The 23,055-nt window shown below is 63.9% G+C and carries 20 protein-coding genes; 16 read left to right on the forward strand and 4 right to left on the reverse strand.

Annotation, left to right across the window (positions count from 1 at the left end):
* The first annotated feature begins 81 nt into the window (after positions 1 to 81).
* The 7 genes from bioB to FFS68_RS03285 all read left to right on the forward strand — a co-directional run bounded on the left by bioB (position 82) and on the right by FFS68_RS03285 (position 5,486).
* Positions 82 to 1,020 (forward strand): biotin synthase BioB, encoded by a 939-nt coding sequence (gene bioB, locus FFS68_RS03255; protein WP_249339999.1) that lies wholly within the window; start codon positions 82 to 84, stop codon positions 1,018 to 1,020.
* Positions 1,017 to 1,409, forward strand: a complete 393-nt coding sequence (locus FFS68_RS03260) for a lysozyme inhibitor LprI family protein (RefSeq protein WP_137751876.1) — start codon at positions 1,017 to 1,019, stop codon at positions 1,407 to 1,409. The genes bioB and FFS68_RS03260 overlap by 4 nt, the downstream gene beginning before the upstream one ends.
* On the forward strand, positions 1,409 to 3,415 hold the full coding sequence (locus FFS68_RS03265; RefSeq protein ID WP_137751877.1) for an acetyl/propionyl/methylcrotonyl-CoA carboxylase subunit alpha: 2,007 nt from the start codon (positions 1,409 to 1,411) through the stop codon (positions 3,413 to 3,415). Before FFS68_RS03260 ends, FFS68_RS03265 begins: the two co-directional genes overlap by 1 nt.
* A gap of 102 nt (positions 3,416 to 3,517) precedes the next feature.
* A complete protein-coding gene (locus FFS68_RS03270) occupies positions 3,518 to 3,889 on the forward strand; it encodes a tRNA-binding protein (protein ID WP_137751878.1) in 372 nt (123 codons plus the stop codon).
* Between the two features lie 128 nt (positions 3,890 to 4,017).
* Positions 4,018 to 4,398 carry a hypothetical protein gene (locus tag FFS68_RS03275; protein ID WP_137751879.1) on the forward strand — a complete coding sequence of 127 codons (381 nt, stop codon included), beginning with the start codon at positions 4,018 to 4,020 and terminating at the stop codon, positions 4,396 to 4,398.
* Entirely contained in the window at positions 4,332 to 5,024 is a 693-nt protein-coding gene (locus tag FFS68_RS03280; protein ID WP_137751880.1) for a dienelactone hydrolase family protein, read from the forward strand. The genes FFS68_RS03275 and FFS68_RS03280 overlap by 67 nt, the downstream gene beginning before the upstream one ends.
* A 72-nt stretch (positions 5,025 to 5,096) precedes the next feature.
* Entirely contained in the window at positions 5,097 to 5,486 is a 390-nt protein-coding gene (locus tag FFS68_RS03285; RefSeq protein WP_137751881.1) for an MAPEG family protein, read from the forward strand.
* A 285-nt stretch (positions 5,487 to 5,771) separates the two neighbouring features.
* On the opposite strand, the gene FFS68_RS03290 is transcribed toward FFS68_RS03285, so the two are convergent.
* A complete protein-coding gene (locus tag FFS68_RS03290; RefSeq protein ID WP_137751882.1) occupies positions 5,772 to 6,542 on the reverse strand; it encodes a cyclase family protein in 771 nt (256 codons plus the stop codon).
* A gap of 93 nt (positions 6,543 to 6,635) precedes the next feature.
* Between FFS68_RS03290 and FFS68_RS03295 the strand changes: the two genes are divergently transcribed.
* A complete protein-coding gene (locus tag FFS68_RS03295) occupies positions 6,636 to 8,270 on the forward strand; it encodes an MFS transporter (protein WP_137751883.1) in 1,635 nt (544 codons plus the stop codon).
* A 45-nt stretch (positions 8,271 to 8,315) separates the two neighbouring features.
* Positions 8,316 to 9,362 (forward strand): alanine racemase, encoded by a 1,047-nt coding sequence (gene alr, locus FFS68_RS03300; RefSeq protein ID WP_137751884.1) that lies wholly within the window; start codon positions 8,316 to 8,318, stop codon positions 9,360 to 9,362.
* Between the two features lie 76 nt (positions 9,363 to 9,438).
* Here alr and FFS68_RS03305 read toward each other — a convergent pair whose 3' ends face one another.
* Positions 9,439 to 12,597: a TonB-dependent receptor gene (locus FFS68_RS03305; protein WP_137751885.1), complete on the reverse strand. Its 3,159-nt coding sequence runs from the start codon at positions 12,595 to 12,597 to the stop codon at positions 9,439 to 9,441.
* Positions 12,598 to 13,101: 504 nt separating this feature from the next.
* On the opposite strand from FFS68_RS03305, the gene phaR reads away from it, so the two are divergent.
* The 3 genes from phaR to FFS68_RS03320 are packed head-to-tail and all read left to right on the forward strand — an operon-like array spanning position 13,102 to position 17,567.
* A complete protein-coding gene (gene phaR, locus FFS68_RS03310; protein ID WP_137751886.1) occupies positions 13,102 to 13,638 on the forward strand; it encodes a polyhydroxyalkanoate synthesis repressor PhaR in 537 nt (178 codons plus the stop codon).
* A gap of 47 nt (positions 13,639 to 13,685) precedes the next feature.
* Complete coding sequence (gene proS / locus FFS68_RS03315) at positions 13,686 to 15,212, forward strand: proline--tRNA ligase (RefSeq protein ID WP_137751887.1); 1,527 nt, start codon at positions 13,686 to 13,688, stop codon at positions 15,210 to 15,212.
* On the forward strand, positions 15,213 to 17,567 hold the full coding sequence (locus tag FFS68_RS03320; protein WP_137751888.1) for a VacB/RNase II family 3'-5' exoribonuclease: 2,355 nt from the start codon (positions 15,213 to 15,215) through the stop codon (positions 17,565 to 17,567).
* A 135-nt stretch (positions 17,568 to 17,702) separates the two neighbouring features.
* Here FFS68_RS03320 and FFS68_RS03325 read toward each other — a convergent pair whose 3' ends face one another.
* Positions 17,703 to 18,497 (reverse strand): helix-turn-helix transcriptional regulator, encoded by a 795-nt coding sequence (locus tag FFS68_RS03325; RefSeq protein ID WP_137751889.1) that lies wholly within the window; start codon positions 18,495 to 18,497, stop codon positions 17,703 to 17,705.
* 122 nt (positions 18,498 to 18,619) lie between these two features.
* Here FFS68_RS03325 and FFS68_RS03330 point away from each other — a divergent pair, with 122 nt between their 5' ends.
* Complete coding sequence (locus FFS68_RS03330; RefSeq protein WP_137751890.1) at positions 18,620 to 19,012, forward strand: hypothetical protein; 393 nt, start codon at positions 18,620 to 18,622, stop codon at positions 19,010 to 19,012.
* Positions 19,013 to 19,137: 125 nt separating this feature from the next.
* Here FFS68_RS03330 and FFS68_RS03335 read toward each other — a convergent pair whose 3' ends face one another.
* Entirely contained in the window at positions 19,138 to 19,593 is a 456-nt protein-coding gene (locus FFS68_RS03335) for a universal stress protein (protein ID WP_137751891.1), read from the reverse strand.
* Positions 19,594 to 19,767: 174 nt separating this feature from the next.
* Here FFS68_RS03335 and FFS68_RS03340 point away from each other — a divergent pair, with 174 nt between their 5' ends.
* From FFS68_RS03340 to lpdA, 3 genes are all read left to right on the forward strand, one after another.
* On the forward strand, positions 19,768 to 21,111 hold the full coding sequence (locus FFS68_RS03340; RefSeq protein WP_137751892.1) for a pyruvate dehydrogenase complex dihydrolipoamide acetyltransferase: 1,344 nt from the start codon (positions 19,768 to 19,770) through the stop codon (positions 21,109 to 21,111).
* A 118-nt stretch (positions 21,112 to 21,229) separates the two neighbouring features.
* The gene (locus tag FFS68_RS03345) at positions 21,230 to 21,640 is read left to right on the forward strand and encodes a DUF559 domain-containing protein (RefSeq protein ID WP_249340000.1); all 411 of its coding nucleotides are present in this window, start codon (positions 21,230 to 21,232) and stop codon (positions 21,638 to 21,640) included.
* The gene (gene lpdA / locus FFS68_RS03350; RefSeq protein WP_137751894.1) at positions 21,633 to 23,030 is read left to right on the forward strand and encodes a dihydrolipoyl dehydrogenase; all 1,398 of its coding nucleotides are present in this window, start codon (positions 21,633 to 21,635) and stop codon (positions 23,028 to 23,030) included. The genes FFS68_RS03345 and lpdA overlap by 8 nt, the downstream gene beginning before the upstream one ends.
* Positions 23,031 to 23,055: the final 25 nt, after the last annotated feature.

A 23,055-nucleotide genomic window follows, 5' to 3' on the forward strand; every position in this document is an offset into this window, starting at 1 on the left:
CCGCAAGCGGGAGGGGAGAGCAGGACCGACTGGACCCGCGAAGAAATCGCCACCCTCTTCGACCTCCCATTCGACGAACTGATGTGGGAGGCGCAAAGCGTTCACCGGCGGCATCATGCGCGCGGCGAAATCCAGCTTTGCACCCTGCTCAGCATCAAGACCGGCGGCTGCGTCGAGGATTGCGGCTATTGCTCGCAGTCCAAGAGCGCCGACAGCGGGCTCAAGGCCACCAAGCTGATGGACGTCCGCGCGGTGCTGCAAGCCGCGGCGCAGGCGAAGGATTCGGGGTCGCAGCGCTTCTGCATGGGCGCCGCGTGGCGCAACCCCAAGGACCGCGACATGCCCGCGATCGTCGAGATGATCGAAGGCGTGCGCCAGATGGGCATGGAAACATGCATGACGCTGGGCATGCTGAGCAAGGAGCAGGCGCAGACGCTCGCGGTCGCGGGGCTCGATTATTACAACCATAACATTGACACTTCGCCGGAAAATTACGGCAATGTCATCACGACGCGCACGTTTCAGGAACGGCTCGACACGCTGGAGGAAGTACGCAGCGCCGGGATCAACGTCTGTTCGGGCGGCATCGTCGGCATGGGCGAGACGCGCGCCGACCGCGTCGGCTTCATCCACGCGCTCGCGACGCTGCCCGAACATCCGGGCAGCGTGCCGATCAACGCGCTGGTGCCGGTGAAGGGGACGGTGCTCGGCGACATGCTGGCCGACACCCCGCTCGCCAAGATCGACGACATCGAATTCGTCCGCACCGTCGCGGTCGCGCGCATCACGATGCCGCTGAGCATGGTGCGGTTGAGCGCGGGGCGCGAGAGCATGTCGGAGGCGACGCAGGCGCTCTGCTTCATGGCGGGCGCGAATAGTATCTTCACCGGCGACAAATTGCTGACAACGGCGAATGCGGGCGACAGCAAGGACGCGGCGTTGTTTGCCAAGCTGGGGCTGCGGCCGATGGAGAGCGAAGAGCCGATGCGGCAGAGCGCGCAGATGGAGGCTGCGGAGTGATCCTCGCTGCACTCCTGCTGCTTGTCCCGACAGCCGATGATCCGCCGATCGATTGCGACAATCAGCGCTATCAAGTCGAAATGAACTATTGCGCGCAGAAGGATTATGGTGCCGCCGACGCCGAACTCAACGCGCAGTACAAGCAGACCGTCGTGGTGCTCAAGGCGCGCGACAAGGATATCGACCGCAGCTACGACACCCAACCGACGCATTACGAAGCATTGCTGGCGGCGCAGCGCGCGTGGCTGACCTACCGCGATCAGCAATGTCTGGGTGAGAGCTTTGCGGCGCGCGGCGGCAGCATGGCGCCGATGTTGCACAGCGGTTGCATGGCCCGACTGACCAAGGCGCGGACCGCCGAACTCCAGGCACTTGTCGAGGAATATTGATGTTCAAGAAAATCCTGATCGCCAACCGCGGCGAAATCGCCTGCCGCGTCATCAAGACCGCGCGGCGCATGGGCATCGCGACCGTCGCCGTTTATTCGGACGCTGACGCGCGCGCGCCGTTCGTGCAGATGGCCGACGAGGCGGTGCATATCGGGCCGTCGCCCGCGTCCGAATCCTATCTGGTCGCCGACAAGATCATTGCCGCGTGCAAGGCGACCGGCGCCGAGGCGGTGCATCCGGGCTATGGCTTTCTGTCCGAACGCACCAGCTTTGCCGAGGCGCTGGCGAAGGAAAATATCGCCTTCATCGGCCCGCCGGTGAACGCAATCGCGGCGATGGGCGACAAGATCGAGTCGAAGAAGCTGGCGAAGGAAGCGGGGGTTAATGTTGTCCCCGGTTTCGTTGGCGAGATCGACGACACCGAACATGCCGTGAAAATCTCCAACGAGATCGGCTATCCGGTGATGATGAAGGCGTCGGCGGGCGGCGGCGGCAAGGGCATGCGGCTCGCCTATGACGAAAAGGACGTCCGCGAAGGCTTCGAGAGCGTCAAGCGCGAGGGGCTCAACAGCTTTGGCGACGACCGCGTCTTCATCGAGAAATTCATCCTCAACCCGCGCCATATCGAGATCCAGATCCTCGGCGATCAGCACGGCAATGTGCTGTATCTGAACGAGCGCGAATGTTCGATCCAGCGTCGCCATCAGAAGGTCGTAGAAGAAGCGCCGTCGCCGTTCGTGACCGAGAAGATGCGCAAGGCAATGGGCGAACAGTGCGTCGCGCTGTCGAAGGCGGTCGGCTATTACAGCGCGGGCACCGTCGAGCTGATCGTGTCGGGCGCCGACCCCACGGGCGAGAGCTTCTACTTCCTCGAAATGAACACGCGGCTGCAGGTCGAGCATCCGGTGACCGAGGCGATTACCGGCATCGACCTGGTCGAGCAGATGATCCGCGTCGCCGCGGGCGAAAAGCTCGCAATGACGCAGGACGACGTCAAGATCGACGGCTGGGCGATCGAGAACCGCGTCTATGCCGAGGATCCCTATCGCGGCTTCCTGCCCTCGACCGGGCGGCTCGTACGCTATCGCACGCCGGTTCCGGCGTGGGCGGGCAACGCGCGCGGCGAGGACGGGGTGCGCGTCGATGCGGGGGTCGAGGAGGGCGGCGAGGTGTCGATCTTTTACGACCCGATGATCGCCAAGCTGGTGACTTGGGGCGAAACGCGCGACGAGGCGGCCGACAAGCAGATCGCGGCGCTCGACCGCTTCGAGATCGAGGGGCTCGGCCATAATATCGATTTCGTGTCGGCGATCATGCAGCACCCGCGCTTTCGCTCGGGCGAACTGACGACGGGCTTTATCGCCGAGGAATATCCCGACGGTTTCCACGGCGCCGCGACCGAGGCGCATATCGTCCGCGCGCTGGCGGCGATTGCGGGCTTCATGGCGTCTGCCGAAGCCGACCGCGCCCGGCGCACCGACGGCCAGCTCGGCGACCGGCTCGATCCGCCGGCCAAATGGCAGGTCACCGTCGGCGGGACCGAGCATAAGGTGAAGCTGGGCCACAAACACATCAAGGTCGATGACGACAAGATCGACATCGCGCTGGAATATACGCCGGGCGACCGACTGGTGATCGCCGAGATCGACGACAGCGAGCTGGCGGTCAAGGTTGCGAAGACGCGCACGGGCTGGCGCATGACGACGCGCGGGCGCATCCATGACGTGCGGGTATTGCCGTGGCATGTCGCGCCGCTGACCCAGCATATGATCGAAAAAATTCCGCCCGATCTGTCGCGCTTTCTGATCTGCCCGATGCCCGGCCTGCTCGTCGCGCTGCATGTCGGCGCGGGCGACAAGGTCGAGGCGGGGCAGCCGCTGGCGACGGTCGAGGCGATGAAGATGGAGAATATCCTGCGCGCCGAAAAGACCGGCACGGTGAAGGCCGTCAATGCCGCGCAGGGCGACAGCCTGGCGGTCGATGCGGTGATTTTGGAGATGGAGTGAGACTGAAGCTCCTCGTCATTGCGAGCGTAGCGAAGCAATCCAGAGCGGTTTACGCCTAGTCTGGATTGCTTCGCTACGCTCGCAATGACGGAGTTTGTTGGAATGCACATAAATCATGACGCCGACGCGGTCGCGGCACCCGAAATCACCTTCGACGACTTCCTCCGGGTCGACATTCGCATCGGCACCATCGTCGAGGCCGAACCCTTCCCCGAAGCCCGCAAACCGGCGTTCAAGCTGAAGATCGATTTCGGTCCCGCCATTGGCATCAAGAAAAGCAGCGCGCAGATCGTTGATCGCTATGCCATCGAAGACTTGCCGGGGCGACAGGTCGCCGCGGTGGTCAATTTCCCGCCGCGCCAGATCGGCAAGTTCCTGTCCGAAGTGCTGACGCTCGGCTTTGCTGACGAGGACGGCGCGGTGATCCTGTTTGCGCCCGACGTGCCGGTCCCGAACGGATCGCGGCTGTTCTGATCGCCCCGGCGGACTAGCTCATTTGCGGTGCAGCGCGGCGGCGCGCGAGCGGTTAGCTAGCCCCCACTTGTCGAGCCCCGCCCGAATGGCATAGGCTTGGCGCAAAAGACAATCAGGGGAGATCGGCAATGGCGTTTCGGGCAGTGATGATCGCGGCGGCGATCACGATCGCGTTGGCGGCGCCGACCGTGGCGGCGCAGGAACCGGCCAAGCGCGCCTATGATGTCATGGTGACGCGCGATGTCGTTTACGGCCGCGCTCCGGTCGGGGTGGCGACCGACGGTGCCAAGGCCCGCGACCTGCTGCTCGATGCCTATCGCCCGGCGGCAGACGGCAAGCCGCTGACCGATCGTCCCGCGATCGTCATGGCGTTCGGCGGCGCGTCCACCGCGGCAGCAAAGGCGATTTTGTCTTTACGTCAGAGGGCGCGCAGGACAGTTCGATGGCCGATTATTGCCGCACCTTCGCGCGCGCAGGCTATGCCTGTTTTTCGATCGATTACCGCCTGATCCACGAAGTGCCGGGCCTCGTCCGCCCGCTCGACGACAAACGCATCGTGCCCAGGGCGATGAACCTCGCGCCGCAGAATATCGAGCGGATCGAGGAGGTGCGGCGGCTGATGGCATTGCCGCCATTCGACGAGACGACGCTGACCCATTATTGGCACACCACCTTTGCCGCTGCCGACGACATGGCGATGGCGGCGAATTTCGTGCGCACCCGCGCCGCCGAATATGGCGTCGATGGCGAGCGACTGGCGCTCGGCGGCTTTTCGGCGGGGGCGATCACCGCGCTCAACACCGCTTATGGCATCGGCGTTCCGGCCAAAGCGGTGGTGTCGCTGTCGGGCGGGATCAGCGGCTATAATCTGTACGAAACGACGCAGAGCGGCAGGGCGCCGGCGCTGCTGATCCTGGGGCAGAATGACTTTGCGGGGGTGCTGAACGGCACCCGGCATACTGCTGCGGCGCTGGCGGGCAAGGGCGTCGCCGCCGAGATCGCCTGGGTACCGGGGTTCGGGCACTTCTATCCGATGGGATCGGTCAGCCTGGGCGACAAGGTCAGCCGCGGCCCGGTGTCGGAGCGGATCCTGCAATTCCTCGATACCGAGCTGAACAAAAAGCCACGCGAATAGGAGCGATTGGTCGTGCCAAGCGGCGCCGGGTCGGTTAGGCTGTCGGGCAGGATCATTGGGGGGAGACAGAATATGACCTTGCCGGTAACCGCCTTTGTCGGCGCCGTTTGCGCGCTGCTCTTGTTGTTCACCGCGATGCTGACGGTGCGCCAGCGGCTGCGCCTCAAAGCTGCGTTCGGCGATCATGGCGACGCCAAGCTGATCGCCGCCAGCCGCAGTCATGGCAATCTGGCCGAACATGCACCGATCGTCGTCATCCTGCTCGGCCTGCTCGAAACCGCGCGCGCCAATCATATGGCGCTGATGGTGATCGGCGCGCTGTTCCTGATCGGCCGCGTCGCGATATCGCGGGGCTGCATGCTCCGGTCGAGCCTGGCAAGCCGCCGGTCACGCGGCAGATCGGGGTGGCGGCGACCTGGATTACCTTGCTGGCGCTCGGCGGGTGGACGTTGTCGATGCTAGCGACGGTGAATTTGTAATCGGCCTTAAAGGCGGATTTGGGGTGGGAAGTGGCCATGATATCCTCTCCCCTTGAGGGAGAGGATAGCGCAGCTTGCTCCGCAAGGAGCTAGCGAAGCTTGGTGAGGGGGTGGACCGCCCGCGGGGTAGACCCCCTCTCAACTGCGGCTAGGCAGCAAAGCTGCCAAGCCTTCGTATCTCTCCCTCAAGGGGAGGGAGGAAGAATGGGCTATGTCCGCAATCGGTCGATTTCGGTCATTCGACAACGCCTAAAAAGGCGCCCGAACCTCAATCCTCGACAAACGCCACCGCCCGGATCCACCCGGCGCTCGCGCGTTCGATTTTTACCGGAAAGCAGCTGAAGGTGAAACCCGTCGCCGGGATCGCCGCCAGGTTGGTGAGCTTTTCGATCTGGTAATAGGGCCGGATGCGCCCTGCCTTATGCCCCTCCCAGATGATCGCGGGGTCGCGTGTTTCGGCCCAGCGCCGCGCGGTGTGGCTGAACGGCGCGTCCCAGCTCCACGCATCGGTGCCGACGACCTGGACGCCGCGCTCCGTCAGGTACAGCGTCGCTTCGGCGCCCATGCCGCAGCCCTGATCGGTGAAATTGTCGGTGCCGTACACGGCGCCCGACTGGACAAGGACGATATCGAGCGGTTGCAGGTCGTGACTGATGCGCGCGAGTTCGGCTGCAACCTCGGCGCCGCTGATGACATGGCCGTGCGGGCGGTCGGAGAAGTCGAGCTTCACCCCGGGACGAAAGAACAGGTCAAGCGGTGCTTCGTCGATCGACGGGGCAGGGGTCGCGCCGCTGTCGGTGGTCGAATGATAATGCCATGGCGCGTCCATATGGGTGCCATTGTGGGTGCTGAGCGTCAGGCTCTCGACCGCCCAGCCTTCGCCATCGGGCAGGTCGGCCTTGGTCAGGCCGGGGAAAAACATCGCGATCTGCTCCCACGTGTTTTCGTGGGTCATATAGGTGATGTTCGGCCGCATCACCGGCGGGTCAGAGATGACGTCGTTGGTGATCGGAATCGACAGGTCGATAAAGCGCGTCATGGCGTCGATGCTGCGCCCAAGCGCATGCTTGTGCAAGGCCGAACAGTGGCTATTACAGTCGCAGAACAAAGCGGGCGGGGGAGCCAAAATTACATGACCGAAGCCAGTGCCGCGGGCGCCATCTACGAACCGACCCAGAAAGAAATCCGCATGGTCATCGCCGCCTCGTCGGCGGGCACGGTGTTCGAATGGTATGATTTCTTCATCTACGGCACGCTCGCCGCGATCATCGGCAAGGCGTTTTTCCCCAGCGACAATGCGACGCTGGAAACCTTGCTCGTCTGGGCGGGGTTTGCGGTCGGCTTCGGCTTTCGTCCGCTCGGCGCGGTGCTGTTCGGCTTCCTCGGCGACCGGCTGGGGCGCAAATATACGTTTCTGGTCACCGTCACCCTGATGGGCGTCGCGACCGCGGGGGTCGGCATGATCCCGTCGGCGGCGACGATCGGCATCGCGGCGCCGATCATCGTCATCCTGCTGCGTATTTTGCAAGGGCTGGCGCTCGGCGGCGAATATGGCGGCGCGGCTGTCTATGTCGCCGAACATTCGCCGCCCGGAAAGCGCGGCTTCTACACCAGCTTTATCCAGGCGAGCGTCGTCGGCGGCTTTGTGCTCAGCCTGATCGTGGTGCTGGGGTGCAAGGCGCTGATGCCCGATGCGGTGTGGCAAAGCTGGGGCTGGCGGGTGCCGTTCCTGTTGTCGCTGATCCTGCTCGCCATTTCGCTGTGGATGCGGCTCAAACTGTCCGAAAGCCCGGTGTTTCAGGCGATGAAGGCGCAGGGTGAACTCGCGAAGAACCCGCTCAAGGAAAGTTTCACCTATCCGGGCAATCCGCGCCGCATCTTTATCGCGCTGTTCGGGATCGCCGCCGGCCTGACCGTCATCTGGTACACCGCGATGTTCTCGGGCCTGTCCTTCCTGAAAGGCCCGATGAAGGTCGAGGACACCGCCGCCGAAATCATCGTCGGATTCGCCGCCGCGGTCGGCATGGGCTTTTTCATCTGGGCTGGACATCTGTCCGATCGCCTGGGGCGCAAAAAGCCGATTGTGTGGGGCTATGCGGCGACGCTGGTGCTATTGTTTCCGCTGTTCTGGTGGATGGGTAGCGTCGCCAACCCGTCGTTGCAGGCCGCCGCCGCACGCGCTCCGGTGACCGTCGCCGGATCGCAGTGCAGTTTCGATCCTTTTGCCCAGAAACAAGAAACCGCGTGCGGCAAGACGCTGGGCGAGCTCACCAAGCTGGGCGTGCCATACACCGTCGCCCAGACCGACAGCGGCTTCGACAGCGTCAAAATCCGCATCGGCGACCGCGAGGTGGCGAGCGAAGACCCGGCGCTGCTGCAACCCGCGCTGGAGGCAAGCGGCTATGATTTCGCCAAGCAGATCCCCGGCTGGGGCAGCATCGCGGTGATCTTTCTCGCGCTGCTCGGGCTCAGCGCGCTGTCGGGCTTTACCTATGGCCCGGTCGCGGCGCTGCTGTCGGAGATGTTCCCGCCGCATGTCCGCTATTCGTCGCTGTCGATCCCCTATCATATCGGCACCGGCTATTTCGGCGGTTTCCTGCCGCTGATCGCCAGCTTCATCATCGCCAAGACCGGCGATGCCTATGCCGGGCTGTGGTACACCTGGTTCGTGGTGCTGGTCGCGTTTCTGGTGACCGCCTTCATGCTGAAGGATCCGGTCGAGGGGCAATGGGACAAACGGCCGTCCGCGCCGCCGCCCGCGGCCTGATCCAGCCCATTGGCGCCATCTGCGAACCCGTATAAGGGCACGGGCATGATTGACGTGCCGTCACCGCTTCGCCTGCGCCTTTCGTCCGACGCGCTCGTCGCCAACTGGCGCTGGCTGGCGGCACAGGGCGGCGCGGCGGCGTGCGGCGCGGCGCTCAAGGCCGATGGTTATGGCCTTGGCGCGCGCGACGTGATGCGGCAGCTGGTCGGCGCGGGCTGCCGCGATTTTTTCGTCGCCACTTGGGGCGAGGCCGCGGCGCTGATGCCGCTGCCCGCGGGGGTGTCGCTGTCGGTTCTGCATGGCGTGGGTGAGGGCGATATGGTCGCCGCGCGCCTGCTTCCGGCGCGTCCGGTGCTGAACAGCGTCGAACAGGTGCGGCGCTGGCGCGCGGCGGGCGAGGGACGGCCGTGCGACGTCATGGTCGACACCGGGATGAACCGGCTCGGCTTGCGGATCGACGAGGCGACGGGCGGCGCGCTCGACGGCCTCGCGATCGAAACGCTGCTCAGCCATTTGGTGTCGGCGGACGAGGATAGCGATCAGAACGCGCGGCAACTTGCGGCCTTTCGCACGCTCCGCGACCAGATTCCAGCGCGGCGCTACAGCCTTGCGAACAGTGCGGGCATCTGTCTGGGCGCCGACTATGGTTTCGATCTGACCCGGCCCGGGCTTGCCCTTTATGGGGGAACACCGCGCGCCGAGGCGGCAGGGCATATCCGGCAGGTCGTCTTTCCCGAGGCGCGGGTGCTGCAAGTGCGGACAGTCCCGGCGGGCGAGACGGTTGGCTATGGTGCGACATGGACCGCGCCGCGCGACAGCCGGATCGCGGTGGTGAATATGGGCTATGCCGACGGCTATCTGCGCTGCCACGCGGGCAACGGGGGTGCGACGTGGCAAGGGCAGGCGCTGCCGCTCGTTGGCCGCGTGTCGATGGACCTGACCGCTTTCGATGCCAGCGAAGCACGAGGGCTGAACGAGGGCCACTGGCTGACGATCGATTACGACCTTGCTGCCATCGCCGCGCGCAGCGGGCTGTCGCAGTATGAGCTGCTGACGGGGCTGCGGATGCGGTTCGAGCGGGGCTGGTCCTAAATAGGTCTGACGACCGATGGCCAAAAAAAGGGGCGCCCCGAAAGGCGCCCCTTCTTGGTTTCCGCGGTGTTCAGCCTCAGAACTTAGCGCGTGCGCTGATCTGGAAGCGGCGGCCGAGCGTATCGTTGAAGCTGGCAGGGATCAGCTCACCAAAATAGCTTTCGCCCTGGCGATCGAACAAATTGGTCACCGACAGCGTCAGCCGGAAATCATCGACCGGATCGAAGAAGATCCCAGCGCTGACCACGACATAATCTTTCAGCTTGTCGATTTCACGCGCATCCGGACCCGATCCGGCCACCCCGGTCGCGCGATTCAAACGGTTGAAAAGCTGCTCGCCGGTATAAGTAACCGTTAGCGTAGTGCCGAAGTCTTCTTGCGCATAGCGAAGGCGGGCCTGACCCGAAAATTCCGGATCGCCGATAATTCCATCGGTCCGGCTCGGTGCCACGCCCGTTATGTCGACCAGGCGGCGGCGCACATAGAGCATGTCGCCACCGAGCGAGAGCGTGCCTGAGAAGAGCGGCACATTATAGTCGATCGTTCCCTGGATGCCGCTGAACTTGATCTGGTTGCCGTTGACGAACCCGCTGATCACCGCCGGGTTCTGCGGATCGCCTTGTACGCGACCATTTGGCCCATAATTGATCTGCGAGCAGAAGCTGTTTCCGTTGGCCGGGTCCGAGGCATCAAAATTCGCATTGTCGAAACAGCCCGACGCAATCTGGGCGATGGTAAGGTTCGCAATAGGATCATTCAGCGTGATGTCGATATAGTCGGCGGTGATCGAAAGGCGCGGAATGAAGCGCGGGCGCAAGATCACGCCAAAGCTGTAGCTGTCCGCCTGTTCGTTCTTGAGGTTCGGGTTCCCGCCCGACTGGGCCGGAACGCTGGCTGTCGATGCAGGATCGGGCGAATTGAAGTCTGTCCCAGGAAACGCAGCGATGAACGCCGCGCAGTTGGCGGCACGGATCGCCGGCGCCGGGCCGGCATTTCGGGCAGACGGCTGGCACAGGTCAGGCACGAAAGCGAAGGTGTTGACCGTCGGCAAAAACAGTTCGGTGATTGCCGGCGAACGGAACGACTTGGTCAGGTTCCCTCGGAACTCGATATCCGGAATGGGGGCAATATTGCCGCCAACGGTGTAGGAGAAGAATCCGCCGTTCACGGTGTTGTCCGAATAGCGGCCGCGGCCGATAATCGATGCACTGTGAATGACCGGAACATCATTCTCTTCGCTGACCAGCGGGATCGAGAGTTCGCCAAACACCTCATTGAGGGTATACGAACCTGCCAACGCCGTAATCGGCACCGAGCGGCCACGGCCCGCTTGCTGGAAATCGCTGGGCGTGAAGCTCGCAAATTCCTTGCGATACTCGTAACCGAGGTTGAAGCCGACCGGCCCCGCCCACAGGTCGAACAGGGAGCCACCGAGGTTGGCCTGGAACACCGTCTGGCGCTGCTCGCTGACGGTCACGAAATCCTCGATGATATAGTCACGCGCGGCTTGCGAGGCACGCCCCTCGCCGAAGACGTTGAGCGGCACGCAGTTCGGATCGGCAATCGGGGTGCCGCCCGGAGCAGCAAAACCACCGGGTCGTGTTTGTGCGGTGGTGCAAACAATCTGACCGTTCACGGTGGTCACATTGGTTGCGTTGATGAAATTCTGAGCATTCAGATCCTGCCCGAAATCGCGGCTCTTGGTGCTGCCGTGGCCGAGATAGGTTTCGAAATTCAGCGACTTGCCGAAAATACTGAAGTCGCCCTTGAAGCCCCCGACAAGGTTGTAAAGCCGGGTCTTGTTGAACCCGGTCAGGTCGGCATAATCATCCGATGCGCGCGAGACACTGAATGTTGTGACCCCGCGCGACACCAGCGCGTTCCGCGCCTGCGTGGTCAGGAACGGATTGTCGACCGAGAAAGTCAGCGCGCCGCTGAGGCCGCCGAACAGCGAGCTGTTGAACGTCGGCTGCTGCGTCAGTTCGTCGGCACGCGACCGGTAATATGTGCCTTCGAAAAAGAACTGGACATTCGGGGTCAGGTCGAACGTCAGGAAAGCGTTGCCGGTGGTGCGGTTCAGGTCCGACGTGATCTGGGTGTAGTCGGCGAAGGTGAAGCCATCGCCGCCCGAACCCGATGTGCCGGGGAAAACAATGCCCTGGTTGAACGGAACAAGGTTGCCGTTGGTGTCAAACTGCAAACCAAACGCCGTGCGAACGCCGAAAGGAACCGCCGGGTTGAGCGGATTGGTCCCCGCGCCGGCCAAATTGGTGCCGGTGATCAGGCCGCCGGGCGTCAGGAAGGGGATATTGACTTCGCGGATCAGGACGACGCCGGGATTGCCGTCGGTCGCGCTGTTGTTGAAACCGATACCCGTGTTCAGGCGGCCATCGTTGGTGGAGTTGATGCCGGGGAAGCGCAGCGAGCCATTTTGCGCGGTCGACGGGTTGGTTGCACCGCCGATGCGACGACGCAAAAATTCGCGGTCGTTGAACACCACGCCGTCAACCTCGTCATGCGAAAACGCCAAGGTGACGTTCAGCCGGTCATCGAGGAAATTTTTGCCGACGATACCGGAGAAGTTATAATTCCCGTTGTCGCCTTCTTCCGTAACGCCCGCTTTGACCGCAAACTCGGCTCCGGTCATCCGTGTCCGCAGGATGACGTTTACGACACCCGAAATAGCGTCAGAACCATAGGTCGGCGCACCGCCGACGCTCAGCGTTTCGACGCGGTCAGTCAAGATGCTTGGCAGCACGTTGAGATCGACCTGCGTACCGGCACCGGCGTTCGCAAAGATCGTCGCGACGTTCGAGCTGACGAAACGGCGGCCATTGAACAGTGTCAGGGTGCGGTTGGAGCCCAAGCCGTAGCTGTTGACGAAATTGACCCCCTGGCCAAAGCCCTGGGCGCCTTGCGGCGTCACGCTGCCGCGAAAGTTGGGCAATTCGTTCAATGCATCAGCGACGTTGGTAAAATTGCGCTCGCGAAGCTGGCGATTGTCGAGAGTCGTGGTCGGCTCGATCGACTCCAGATTGCGAAGACGAATGCGCGTGCCGGTCACCACGATGGTGCCACGGTCATCGTCATTGGCTTCGGAATCGCAGACACCGTCGTTGTTGGCATCGACGCACGCAGCCGTGTCGGCTGCCGCATCTTGCGCAAACGCAGGCTGGCTTACAGAAATCGCTACTGCAAAGGCAGCAGCACCCAGAAACAGGTGCGACTTGGTCATTATATACTCCCCGGTTGGCCGTCCGACAAAGCAGGACGGCTTGGCGACAAGAAAGCGTGAAAGTGGCGGCCGCACAAGAGTTTGATGGCATAAATCTTACACCGGTACGCTTAGCGTCTGCCGCTGTGCCATTTTTGCAACAAGCCGCCGGACGCGGGCGCGCCGGGGAGGCGGGGCGGTTTGATCGCGCGGTGAAATGAATGGCTTGTCACGAACTATTCATGCCTTCGTTTATGTCGATCAATCGGTTTCATGGGAAACGATCTTGCTTAAACGCCAGAAAACTGCCGAGGCACGGGCGAGGGTCGCCAGACGCGCCGCCAATCGATGCAGGACGCTGCGATCCGGGCGCGCGGGCTGGAACCCGCCGAATCGGGCAGCGCTCGCGGGGCCATCGCGACGCCATGTTGCGATGCATCATAAATTGATGCTATTGACCGGCTATACGGTTACGCCCGACGCGACGAAGTCGATTGTCTCACGGGCCATGGGAGCAAAACAGACATGGCGAAGTCCAAGACGGCAGCAGATGATGGCGTCGTCACGATCAAGAAATATGCCAACCGACGGCTCTATGATACCGAGCGCAGCTGTTACATCACGCTCGAGGATCTCGGCACGATGGTCCGCGACGGCCGCGAGTTTCGTGTCGTCGATGCCAAGAGCGGCGAAGACATCACCCACAATGTCCTGACCCAAATCATCATGGACGAGGAAACGCGCGGCGAAACGCTGTTGCCGGTCAATTTTCTGCGCCACCTGATCGGCATGTACGGCGACAAGATGCAATCGATGGTCCCGCAATATCTGGAAGCATCGATGACCGCGTTCCGCAAGAACCAGCAGGATGTCCGTGCCGCCTTTGACGGCGTGCTGGGGTCGAACCCGCTCGCCGAATTGACCCGGCGCAATATGGAAATGTTCCAGCAGGCGGCGGGTGCCTTCATTCCAGGCGCGGGCGGCAGCAAAGCCAAGGACGCCGAGATTGCCGCGCTCAAGGCCGAAGTGGCCGCGCTCAAGGCGGAACTCGCAAACAAGTAAACGCCGGGCGGTTCCCCGCCCGCCACGACAGATATAACGGATATTCCATGGTCAAGCATGCGCTCAGCGTAACCCGGCAGGCCGATTTCGCGGCCTGGTATCAGGATGTCATTGCCGAAGCCGATCTGGCCGAGGAATCGGGGGTGCGCGGTTGCATGGTGATCAAGCCATGGGGCTATGGCATCTGGGAACGCATCCAGACGGTGATGGACGCCGCGATCAAGGATGCCGGGGTCCAGAATTGCTATTTCCCGCTGTTCATCCCCTTGAGCTTCTTTGAGAAGGAAGCCGACCATGTCGATGGTTTTGCCAAGGAAATGGCGGTCGTCACCCATCACCGCCTGATCGGTGACGGCAAAGGCAAGCTGATCCCCGATCCCGAAGCCAGGCTGGAAGAACCGCTGATCGTCCGCCCGACATCGGAGACGGTGATCGGCGCCGCGATGAGCCGCTGGGTGCAGAGCTGGCGCGACCTGCCGCTGAAGGTCAACCAGTGGGCCAACGTCGTCCGCTGGGAAATGCGCACCCGCATGTTCCTGCGGACCAGCGAATTCCTGTGGCAGGAGGGGCATACGGCGCACGCCGACAAGGATGACGCGATGGCCGAAACGCTGCGCGCGCTCGAAATGTATCGCGCCTTTGCCGAAGGCGTGCTGGCGATGCCGGTGATCGCGGGCGAAAAGCCCGAGAATGAGCGTTTTCCGGGCGCCGTCGCCACCTATTCGATCGAAGCGATGATGCAGGATGGCAAGGCGCTGCAGGCCGGCACCTCGCATTATCTCGGCACCGGTTTCGCCGAGGCCGCAGGCATCCGCTATCAGGACAGGGACGGCGGCCATTCGCTGTGCCACACGACGAGCTGGGGCGTGTCGACGCGGATGATCGGCGGCGTGATCATGACCCATGGCGACGACGACGGCCTGCGCTGTCCGCCGCGCATCGCGCCGCACCAGATCGTCATCGTGCCGATGCTGCGCGACAATGAGGAGGATCAGGCGATCCTCGACTATTGCCGCGGCATCGAAACCGAGTTGAAGGCGCTCGACGCCTTCCGCGAACCGCTGCGCGTCCATCTCGACGCGGGAGCGAACAAGGCGCAGACCAAGCGCTGGGGCTGGGTCAAGAAGGGAGCACCGATCATTCTGGAAATCGGCCCGCGCGACGTCGCGGGCGGCAATGTCGCGGTGATCCGCCGCGACCGGCTGTACAAGGACGATGGCAAGCTCAATTCGGCTTTCGTCGCGAAGGGCGATTTTGTTGCCGAAGCGGTCGCGACGCTGGAGGATATCCAGACGAGCCTGCACGCCGAGGCGAAACAGCGTCTCGACGCCAATATCCGCCGCGACGTCACCGACCTTGCCGCGCATTTCAAGGGCGACGACAAGTTCGTCGGCTGGGTCGAGGTGCAATGGTCGCGCCCGACCGGCGCCGCGCTCGACAAGATCGTCGAGCAGCTCAAGGCGCTCAAGCTGACGATGCGCAACACCCCGCTGGGCGCCGCGCCCGCGGACGGCACCTGCTTCTTCACCGGCGAACCCGCGGTCGAGCGCGTGCTGATCGGGCGGACCTATTAATTGGCGAAACGGCAACAGCCTGCTGGTCTTCCCAGCCCGGATCAGATCCTGCGCTTTATCGAAGAGAGCAAGGAGGCCGTCGGCAAGCGAGAGATCGCCAAGCATTTTGCGCTGCACGGCAATGACAAGATCGCGCTGAAGGCGCTGCTCAAGGACATGACCGACGAGGGGCTGGTCGATCTGGCGCCGGGCCGCGCGTTCCACAAACATGGCGGATTGCCGCGCGTGACGGTGCTCCGTGTGGCGTCGATCGATGGCAGCACGGTCTGGGCGGTGCCGGAACATTGGGAAGCCGCCGGCCCGGCACCGCGGCTTCGCGTCATGGAGCAGGGCCGCAAGGGCGCTTTGGGTGTCGGCGACCGCATCCTCGCACGCACCGAGGAACGCGGCAGCGGCCATGCCGCATATCCGATGAAAAAGCTGCAATCGGGCGGCGAAACGGTGATCGGCGTCCTCGTCGAGGATATGGGGCCGGGCGGCAAGCCGATGCTGTGGCTGCGCCCCGCCGACAAGCGCGCGCGCTATGATTTTGCCGTCGCCGACAAGGGCGATGCCAATATCGGCGACCTCGTGCGCGCCGAACTGACCGGGCGCGGCCCCGCAATCAAGGCGAAAGTCGTCGAACGCCTCGGCGATCCCTTCGCGCCCAAGTCGCTGAGCATGATTGCGATCGCGCGCCACGAAATCCCGCACGTCTTTGGCGCGGAAACGCTCGCCGAGGCCGAAGTGGCAGCGAAATTGCCGCTCACTGCCGATGGCCGCGAGGATTTGCGCGACCTGCCGATCGTCGCGATCGACCCGATCGACGCGCGCGACCATGACGATGCGGTGTGGGCCGAACCCGATCTGGACGGCCCGAACAAGGGCGGCTTCCGGGCGATCGTCGCGATTGCCGATGTCAGCTATTACGTTCGCCCCGACGGCGCGCTCGACCGCGAGGCGCGGCGGCGCGGCAACAGCGTCTATTTCCCCGACCAGGTCGTCCCGATGCTGCCCGAAACCTTGTCGGCGGGCGTCTGTTCGCTGAAAGCCGGGCAGGACCGCGCGGCGATGGCGTGCCATCTGGTCATCGACAAACAGGGTAAAGTGACGTCATGGCGGTTCAGCCGCGCGCTGGTGCGGCTGCGGGCGAACATCGCGTATGAGCACGCGCAGGCGGCGTATGATAGATCCACGTCGCCCCAGCGAAAGCTGGGGCCGCAGGAGGCCGGGCAGGACGCCAGCGATCCCAGCATTCGCTGGGATGACGACATAATTCCGGCCCTCCAGAACCTCTGGGCCTGCTGGGCGCTGCTCGCCAAGGCGCGCGCCGCCCGCGCGCCGCTCGACCTCGACCTGCCCGAACGGCAGGTAATCCTCGACGAGCAGGGCGGCATCGCCGAAATCCGCGTCCGCGACCGGCTCGATTCGATGCGACTGATCGAGGATTATATGATCGCGGCGAACGTCGCGGCGGCCAAGGCGCTCGAGGCGAAGAAATCGCCGGTGATGTACCGCATCCACGAACCGCCGAGCCGCGAGAAACTGGTCAGCCTGAAAGATTATCTCGAAACCTTTGAGCAGAGCTTTGCACTGGGGCAGGTGATCACCCCCGCGGTGTTCAACCGCCTGATCGACGGTTTTTCCGAAGACGACCGGCTACCCGAGATCATGCAGGCGATCCTGCGCAGCCAGACGCAGGCCTATTATGGCCCCGCCAATGCGGGCCATTTCGGCCTCGCGCTGGGCAGCTACGCGCATTTCACTTCGCCGATCCGCCGCTACGCCGATCTGATCGTCCACCGCGCGCTCGTCGATGGCTACAAACTCGAAGTGCCGGGCAAGCCCAAGGGATTGCCCGAACGCACCGGGCTGGGCGAAGCCGACGCCAAAGGATTGTCGCGCATCGGCGAGGCGATCAGCGCGCTCGAACGCCGCGCGATGGAGGCCGAGCGCGAGACGGTCGATCGTTATGTCGCGGCCTATCTGTCGGCCAAAAAGGGCGAGATCGTCCAGGCGCGCATCACCGGGGTGCAGCCGTTCGGCTTTTTTGCGACGGTCGACGGGCTTGGCGGCGACGGGCTGGTGCCGGTGTCGACCTTGGGCAGCGAACGCTTTTTCTATGACGAAAAGGCGCGGACGCTAGATAGCGAGCATGGCCGGGTCAGCTTCACCACCGGCGAGCGGCTCGACCTGCGGCTGATCGACGCCAATCCGATCAGCGGCGCACTGCGCTTTGAACTGCCCGATGCGCCGGAGGGCGGATACCGCAATCGCGGGCCGCGGCGTGACGGGATGAAGGACAAGGCGGGCAAGCATGTCGTCGGCAAGCGTGGGCGGCCGGCGAACATCAAGCACAAGGGGCGGCGACGCTGACCTGATTTCCCTCCCTTCTAGGGAGGGGTTAGGGGTGGGTCGCCGCAGGCGTTGTTTCCGGCCGCTTACCCACCCCGCTGCGACTAGGCAGCAAGCTGCCAAGTCTCCACACCCCTCCCTTTCAGGGAGGGGAGATCATTTCCCCGCCAGCTTCGCTAACAACACGGCACTCTCTGCATCGGCCGGAAAAAACGCTTCGATCGCCAGCTCTGACAGCGTGATATCGACCGGCGTGCCGAAAATCGTCACCGTCGATACGAACGAAATCCGCCCGGCGTCGGTGTCGAGCACCAGCGGCACCGCAATGCTGCTGGCATGGCTGTCGCGCTGCTCGCCGCTGTGGTCGTCGCTTCGCACCGCATAGCCCGCCAGTTCATCACGCAGCGCGATCAGCCCCGCATCACCGCTCGCCGCAATCTGGACGTCGATCCGCTCCAATATATGCGCGCGCCATTCGCCATGGTTGACGATCTGCGGCGCCAGCCCGTCGGGATGCAACGCGATCCGCAGCACATTGACCGGCGGCGCGAGCAGGGCAGGGGCCACCTGCGCGATCAGGATCTCAATCGCGGCGTTCGCGGCGATCATGTTCCAGTGGCGGTCGACCGCCAGCGCCGGGTAAGGCTCATGACCCTTCAGCACATGCTCCACAATCGCGCGGACTCCGGCCATTTCGGGGCTGTCGAGCGGGCGTTCCTGATAGTCGGGGGCGTAGCCGGCGGCGAGCAGCAGCGCGTTGCGCGCGCGGTGCGGGACTTCCAAGCAGTCGGCGATCCGCTGCAGCATCTGCGCGCTCGGTTTCGACCGGCCCGTTTCGATAAAGCTCAGGTGCCGGGTCGACATGTCGGTATCGAGCGCCAAGTCCATCTGGCTCATCCGGCGGCGGCTGCGCCATTCGCGGAGTTGGGTACCGAGCGGTGCGGGTTGCATGATCGTCTCCTTTGCCGCGAGAGCTATACCCCGGCTTTCTGCTTTTCCATTACCTCGCGCGTAATCGACTGGCCGCATTTTCGGCGGCAAATGGAGCGGGTCATCCAAACAGGAGAACCCCAATGCCCCTCTTCAACCTCAAAAACACCCTGCTCATCGACGCCGTCACCTGCACCGGATTGTTCGTCTTTTGCGTCTTTGCGACTGCGACGGTCGCCGCGCTGCTCGGCCTCCCCTCCGAAGTGGTGACCGTCGCGGGCTGGATCGGGCTGCCGTCGGCGCTGCTGATGCTGTTCGTCGCGAACCAGAAGATGCCGAGCAAGGGGCTGGCCAATTTGATCGCGGTCGGCAACCTCGGCTGGGTCATCGCCAGCTTTGCGGTGCTGGCCATGTTTGCCGGTCAGATGACCGCACTCGGCATCGCGGTCGTCGTCGCCCAGGCGATCGGCGTGCTGGTTTTCGCGATCTATGAAGCCAAGGGCGCTGCCACTTTGCCCCGAGCAGTTACGTTCTGAGCAAACCCCGTCATTGCGAGGAGCCGAAGGCGACGCGGCAATCTCCAGCTATCGCCGCTGATGAACGATGGCTGGAGATTGCTTCGCTTCGCTCGCAATGACGGGCGATAAGATGAGGCTAGGACTTAACTCAGTGCGTCGAGCCGGGCGAGGTCGATCGCGCCCGGCACCAGCATCACCGGACAGGGCAGCGTCCCCGCATCCGGTCCGGTGAAATACGCGACCAGCGGCCCGGGCGCGCCCGACGCCGCGGTCGCCAGCACCAGCGCGGCAATTTCGTCGCTGGCGCCGATCACCTCGCGCACGACTTCGGCCGGCTTGCCCGCCTTGATCAGGATCTGCGGCGTCACCCCCGCTTCCTGCACCACCGCTTCGGCAGCGGCAGCAACCAGTTCTTCGGCATGTTCGCGCGCTTCTGCCTCGATCGTCGCCTGGACCCCGCCAAACGCGACAAAGTCCTGCGGCGGGATGATCGCCAGCACGATGACGCCGCCGCCGGTGCGCCCGGCGCGCCGCGCGGCAAAGCGCAGCGCCAGACTCGCTTCGGGACTGTCGTCGATCACCACCAGATATGTCCGCATCGCCCCGACCCCTCGCTATGCTTTTTGTGCGTGGAGATTGCGTCACATTCGTATGAAAGGCAAGTTTGCCCCGATGGACGTTGACGAACGATGCTCTTATGACGAGGGAGAAACCGTAGCGGCAGGCCCGTCCTGCAAGACTCGCGCCCCAGGTAAAAAGGGACAAAAAAGACGATGCCGATCGAACTCAAAATGCCCGCCCTTTCGCCGACGATGGAGGAAGGGACGCTCGCCAAATGGCTGGTCAAGGAAGGGGACGCGGTCAAATCGGGCGACCTGCTCGCCGAGATCGAGACCGACAAAGCGACGATGGAGTTTGAAGCGATCGACGAAGGCGTCGTCAGCCAGATTCTCGTCGCCGAAGGCACCGACAATGTAAAGGTCGGTACCGTCATCGCGGTAATTGCGGGCGAGGGTGAGGATGCGAGGAGCGCGAAGGCTGCTCCGGCGCCTGCTGCGGCGCCCGCGCCCGCGCCCGCACCGGCTGCGGTAAAAGACGTCGCCCCAGCGCAAGCTGGAGCCGCTCCCGTCAGTGCGCCCACGCCAACGGCGCCAGCTTCCGCCGGGACGACGGACAAGGGCGATCGCATCAAGGCCAGCCCGCTCGCCAAACGCCTCGCCGCCGAACGCGGCATCGACCTGGCGACGATCACCGGCACCGGTCCCGGCGGCCGCATCGTCAAGGACGACCTCGACGGCGCCCCGGCAGGCGCCGCGGCACCCGCCGCCACCGCCAGCGCCGCCGCACCCGCAGCCGCAGCGCCTGCAGCCGCAGCGCCTGCAGCAGCCTCCGCTCCCGCCGCCGCAGGTCCGATCCCCGATTTCGGTATCCCGCACGAGGACACCAAGCTCAGCGGCATGCGCAAGACCATTGCGCGCCGCCTGACCCAGTCGATGCAGGAAGCGCCGCACATCTACCTGACCGTCGACATCCGCCTCGACGCGCTGCTCAAGCTGCGCGGCGAGCTTAACGCCAGCCTCGAAAGCCGCGGGGTCAAGCTGAGCGTCAACGACATGCTGATCAAGGCGCTTGCGGTCGCGCTCGAACGCGTCCCCGCGTGCAACGTCAGCTTCGGCGGCGATGTGATGCGCCAGTACAGCCGCGCCGACATCTCGGTCGCGGTCAGCATCCCGGGTGGGCTGATCACCCCGATCATCACCGACGCGGGCGGCAAGTCGATGTCGAAAATCTCGACCGAAATGGCCGAACTCGCCGCGAAGGCGAAGGAGGGCAAGCTCCAGCCCAGCGAATATCAGGGCGGCACCGCCAGCATCTCGAACATGGGCATGATGGGGATCAAGCAGTTCACCGCGGTGATCAACCCGCCGCAGGCGATGATCATGGCGATCGGCGCGGGCGAGAAGCGGCCCTATGTCGTCGACGACGCGCTCGCGATCGCGACCGTCATGTCGGCGACCGGCAGCTTCGACCACCGCGCGATCGACGGCGCCGACGGCGCGCTGCTGATGAAGACGTTCAAGGAACTGGTGGAGAACCCGCTGGGGCTGGTGGCGTAAAATGCCCGTGAGGGGCCAAAGCCCCTCTCCCCTTGCGGGAGAGGGGTTGGGGAGTGGGGTCCGCGCCGCGTCTGCGGCGCATAAGACAGTAACCGACGTTCTCGCCCGCAAGGCACTGTTGCGGGAACGCGCCCGCGAGATGCGGTCGCATCCAACTGACGCTGAACGTCGGCCCTGGTCGATCCTGCGCGCGAAGCGATTGGCCGACCTTCGATGGCGGCGCCAGGTCATCATCGACGATCGCTATATCGCCGATTTTGTCTGTTTTGAGCATCGATTGATCGTTGAAGCAGACGGTGGGCAGCATGCAGAAAGCCCCTATGATGCCGACCGCGATTCCTATCTTGCAGCGCAAGGCTTTCATATTCTGCGCTTCTGGAACAACGATGTGCTGATCAACAGCGACGGTATTGCCGAAGCGATACTGGACGCCATCGATTCTTCTGGCGCGCCGACGCGCGCCGACCCCACACCCCAACCCCTCTCCCGCAAGGGGAGAGGGGCTTTTGAAGGAGCCCATAATGGCTGACACCAACTACGACCTCATCGTCCTCGGCTCCGGACCCGGCGGCTATGTCGCGGCGATCCGCGCGGCGCAGCTTGGGCTCAAGACCGCAATCGTCGAGCGCGAGAATCTGGGCGGCATCTGCCTCAACTGGGGCTGCATCCCGACCAAGGCGCTGCTGCGTTCGGCCGAGATCTATCATTATATGCAGCATGCGGGCGATTACGGCCTGATCGCGCAGCAGATCAGCGCCGACATCGACGCGGTGGTGAAGCGCAGCCGCGGGGTCGCGAAACAGCTCAGCCAAGGCGTCGCGTTCCTGATGAAGAAGCACAAGATCGCCGTCCATATGGGCGAGGGCAAGCTGACCGCACCGGGTAAGATGGAAGTCAAAGGCGAGAAGGGGAGCGAAACCCTGACCGCCAAGAATATCATCGTCGCGACCGGCGCCCGCGCCCGCGACCTGCCGTTCGCGCCCGCCGACGGCAAGCGCATCTGGACCTACCGCCACGCGCTCGTCCCGCCCGAAATGCCGAAAAAGTTGCTCGTCATCGGATCGGGCGCGATCGGGATCGAATTTGCGAGCTTCTACAGCGACATGGGCGCCGAGGTCACCGTCGTCGAAATGCTCGACCGCGTTGTTCCGGTCGAGGATGCCGATGTCTCGGCTTTCCTCGAAAAGGCGCTCAAGAAGCAAGGCATGACGATCTTCACCGGCGCCGGGGTCGAGGAACTGAAGGCGACCGCGACCGGGGTCACCGCCAAGATCAAGACCAAGGACGGCAAGACCGAAAGCGCCGAATTCAGCCACGCGATCGTTGCGATCGGCATCGTCCCGAACACCGAGAATATCGGGCTCGAAGCATTGGGCGTGAAAACGACCAAGGGCCATATCGACACCGACGCGATGTGCCGCACCAACGTCCCCGGCATCTGGGCGATCGGCGACGTCACCGCGCCGCCGTGGCTCGCGCACAAGGCGATGCACGAATCGGTGATTTCGGTCGAAGCGATCGCGGGGGGCCACCCGCACGCGATGGATCCGCGCAACATCCCCGGCTGCACCTATTGCCGCCCGCAGATCGCCAGCGTCGGGCTGACCGAGGCCAAGGCGAAGGAGCTGGGCTATGAGGTCAAGGCCGGTACCTTCCCCTTCATCGGCAACGGCAAGGCGATCGCGCTGGGCGAGGCCGAGGGCTTCACCAAGACCGTGTTCGACGCGAAGACCGGCGAATTGCTCGGCGCGCACATGATCGGCGCCGAGGTCACCGAACTGATCCAGGGCTATACGATCGGCAAGACCGCCGAACTGGTCGAGGATGATTTCATCGGCACCGTCTTCCCGCATCCAACGCTCAGCGAGACGATGCACGAGGGCGTGTTGGCGGCATTCGGACGGCCGCTGCATATCTGACCAAGAGCGAGGGGTCGCGGGGAAG

The organism is Sphingopyxis sp. L1A2A (genome assembly GCF_005502465.1).
GTDB lineage: Bacteria > Pseudomonadota > Alphaproteobacteria > Sphingomonadales > Sphingomonadaceae > Sphingopyxis.

What these genes read in the sequence shown, in the direction of transcription:
- bioB (WP_249339999.1), top strand. Translation starts at nt 82, where the DNA reads ATGTGGGAGGCGCAAAGCGTTCACCGGCGGCATCATGCGCGCGGCGAA.
- FFS68_RS03265 (WP_137751877.1), top strand. Translation starts at nt 1,409, where the DNA reads ATGTTCAAGAAAATCCTGATCGCCAACCGCGGCGAAATCGCCTGCCGC.
- FFS68_RS03270 (WP_137751878.1), top strand. Translation starts at nt 3,518, where the DNA reads ATGCACATAAATCATGACGCCGACGCGGTCGCGGCACCCGAAATCACC.
- FFS68_RS03275 (WP_137751879.1), top strand. Translation starts at nt 4,018, where the DNA reads ATGGCGTTTCGGGCAGTGATGATCGCGGCGGCGATCACGATCGCGTTG.
- FFS68_RS03280 (WP_137751880.1), top strand. Translation starts at nt 4,332, where the DNA reads ATGGCCGATTATTGCCGCACCTTCGCGCGCGCAGGCTATGCCTGTTTT.
- FFS68_RS03285 (WP_137751881.1), top strand. Translation starts at nt 5,097, where the DNA reads ATGACCTTGCCGGTAACCGCCTTTGTCGGCGCCGTTTGCGCGCTGCTC.
- FFS68_RS03290 (WP_137751882.1), bottom strand. Translation starts at nt 6,542, where the DNA reads ATGACGCGCTTTATCGACCTGTCGATTCCGATCACCAACGACGTCATC.
- FFS68_RS03295 (WP_137751883.1), top strand. Translation starts at nt 6,636, where the DNA reads ATGACCGAAGCCAGTGCCGCGGGCGCCATCTACGAACCGACCCAGAAA.
- alr (WP_137751884.1), top strand. Translation starts at nt 8,316, where the DNA reads ATGATTGACGTGCCGTCACCGCTTCGCCTGCGCCTTTCGTCCGACGCG.
- FFS68_RS03305 (WP_137751885.1), bottom strand. Translation starts at nt 12,597, where the DNA reads ATGACCAAGTCGCACCTGTTTCTGGGTGCTGCTGCCTTTGCAGTAGCG.
- phaR (WP_137751886.1), top strand. Translation starts at nt 13,102, where the DNA reads ATGGCGAAGTCCAAGACGGCAGCAGATGATGGCGTCGTCACGATCAAG.
- proS (WP_137751887.1), top strand. Translation starts at nt 13,686, where the DNA reads ATGGTCAAGCATGCGCTCAGCGTAACCCGGCAGGCCGATTTCGCGGCC.
- FFS68_RS03325 (WP_137751889.1), bottom strand. Translation starts at nt 18,497, where the DNA reads ATGCAACCCGCACCGCTCGGTACCCAACTCCGCGAATGGCGCAGCCGC.
- FFS68_RS03330 (WP_137751890.1), top strand. Translation starts at nt 18,620, where the DNA reads ATGCCCCTCTTCAACCTCAAAAACACCCTGCTCATCGACGCCGTCACC.
- FFS68_RS03335 (WP_137751891.1), bottom strand. Translation starts at nt 19,593, where the DNA reads ATGCGGACATATCTGGTGGTGATCGACGACAGTCCCGAAGCGAGTCTG.
- FFS68_RS03340 (WP_137751892.1), top strand. Translation starts at nt 19,768, where the DNA reads ATGCCGATCGAACTCAAAATGCCCGCCCTTTCGCCGACGATGGAGGAA.
- lpdA (WP_137751894.1), top strand. Translation starts at nt 21,633, where the DNA reads ATGGCTGACACCAACTACGACCTCATCGTCCTCGGCTCCGGACCCGGC.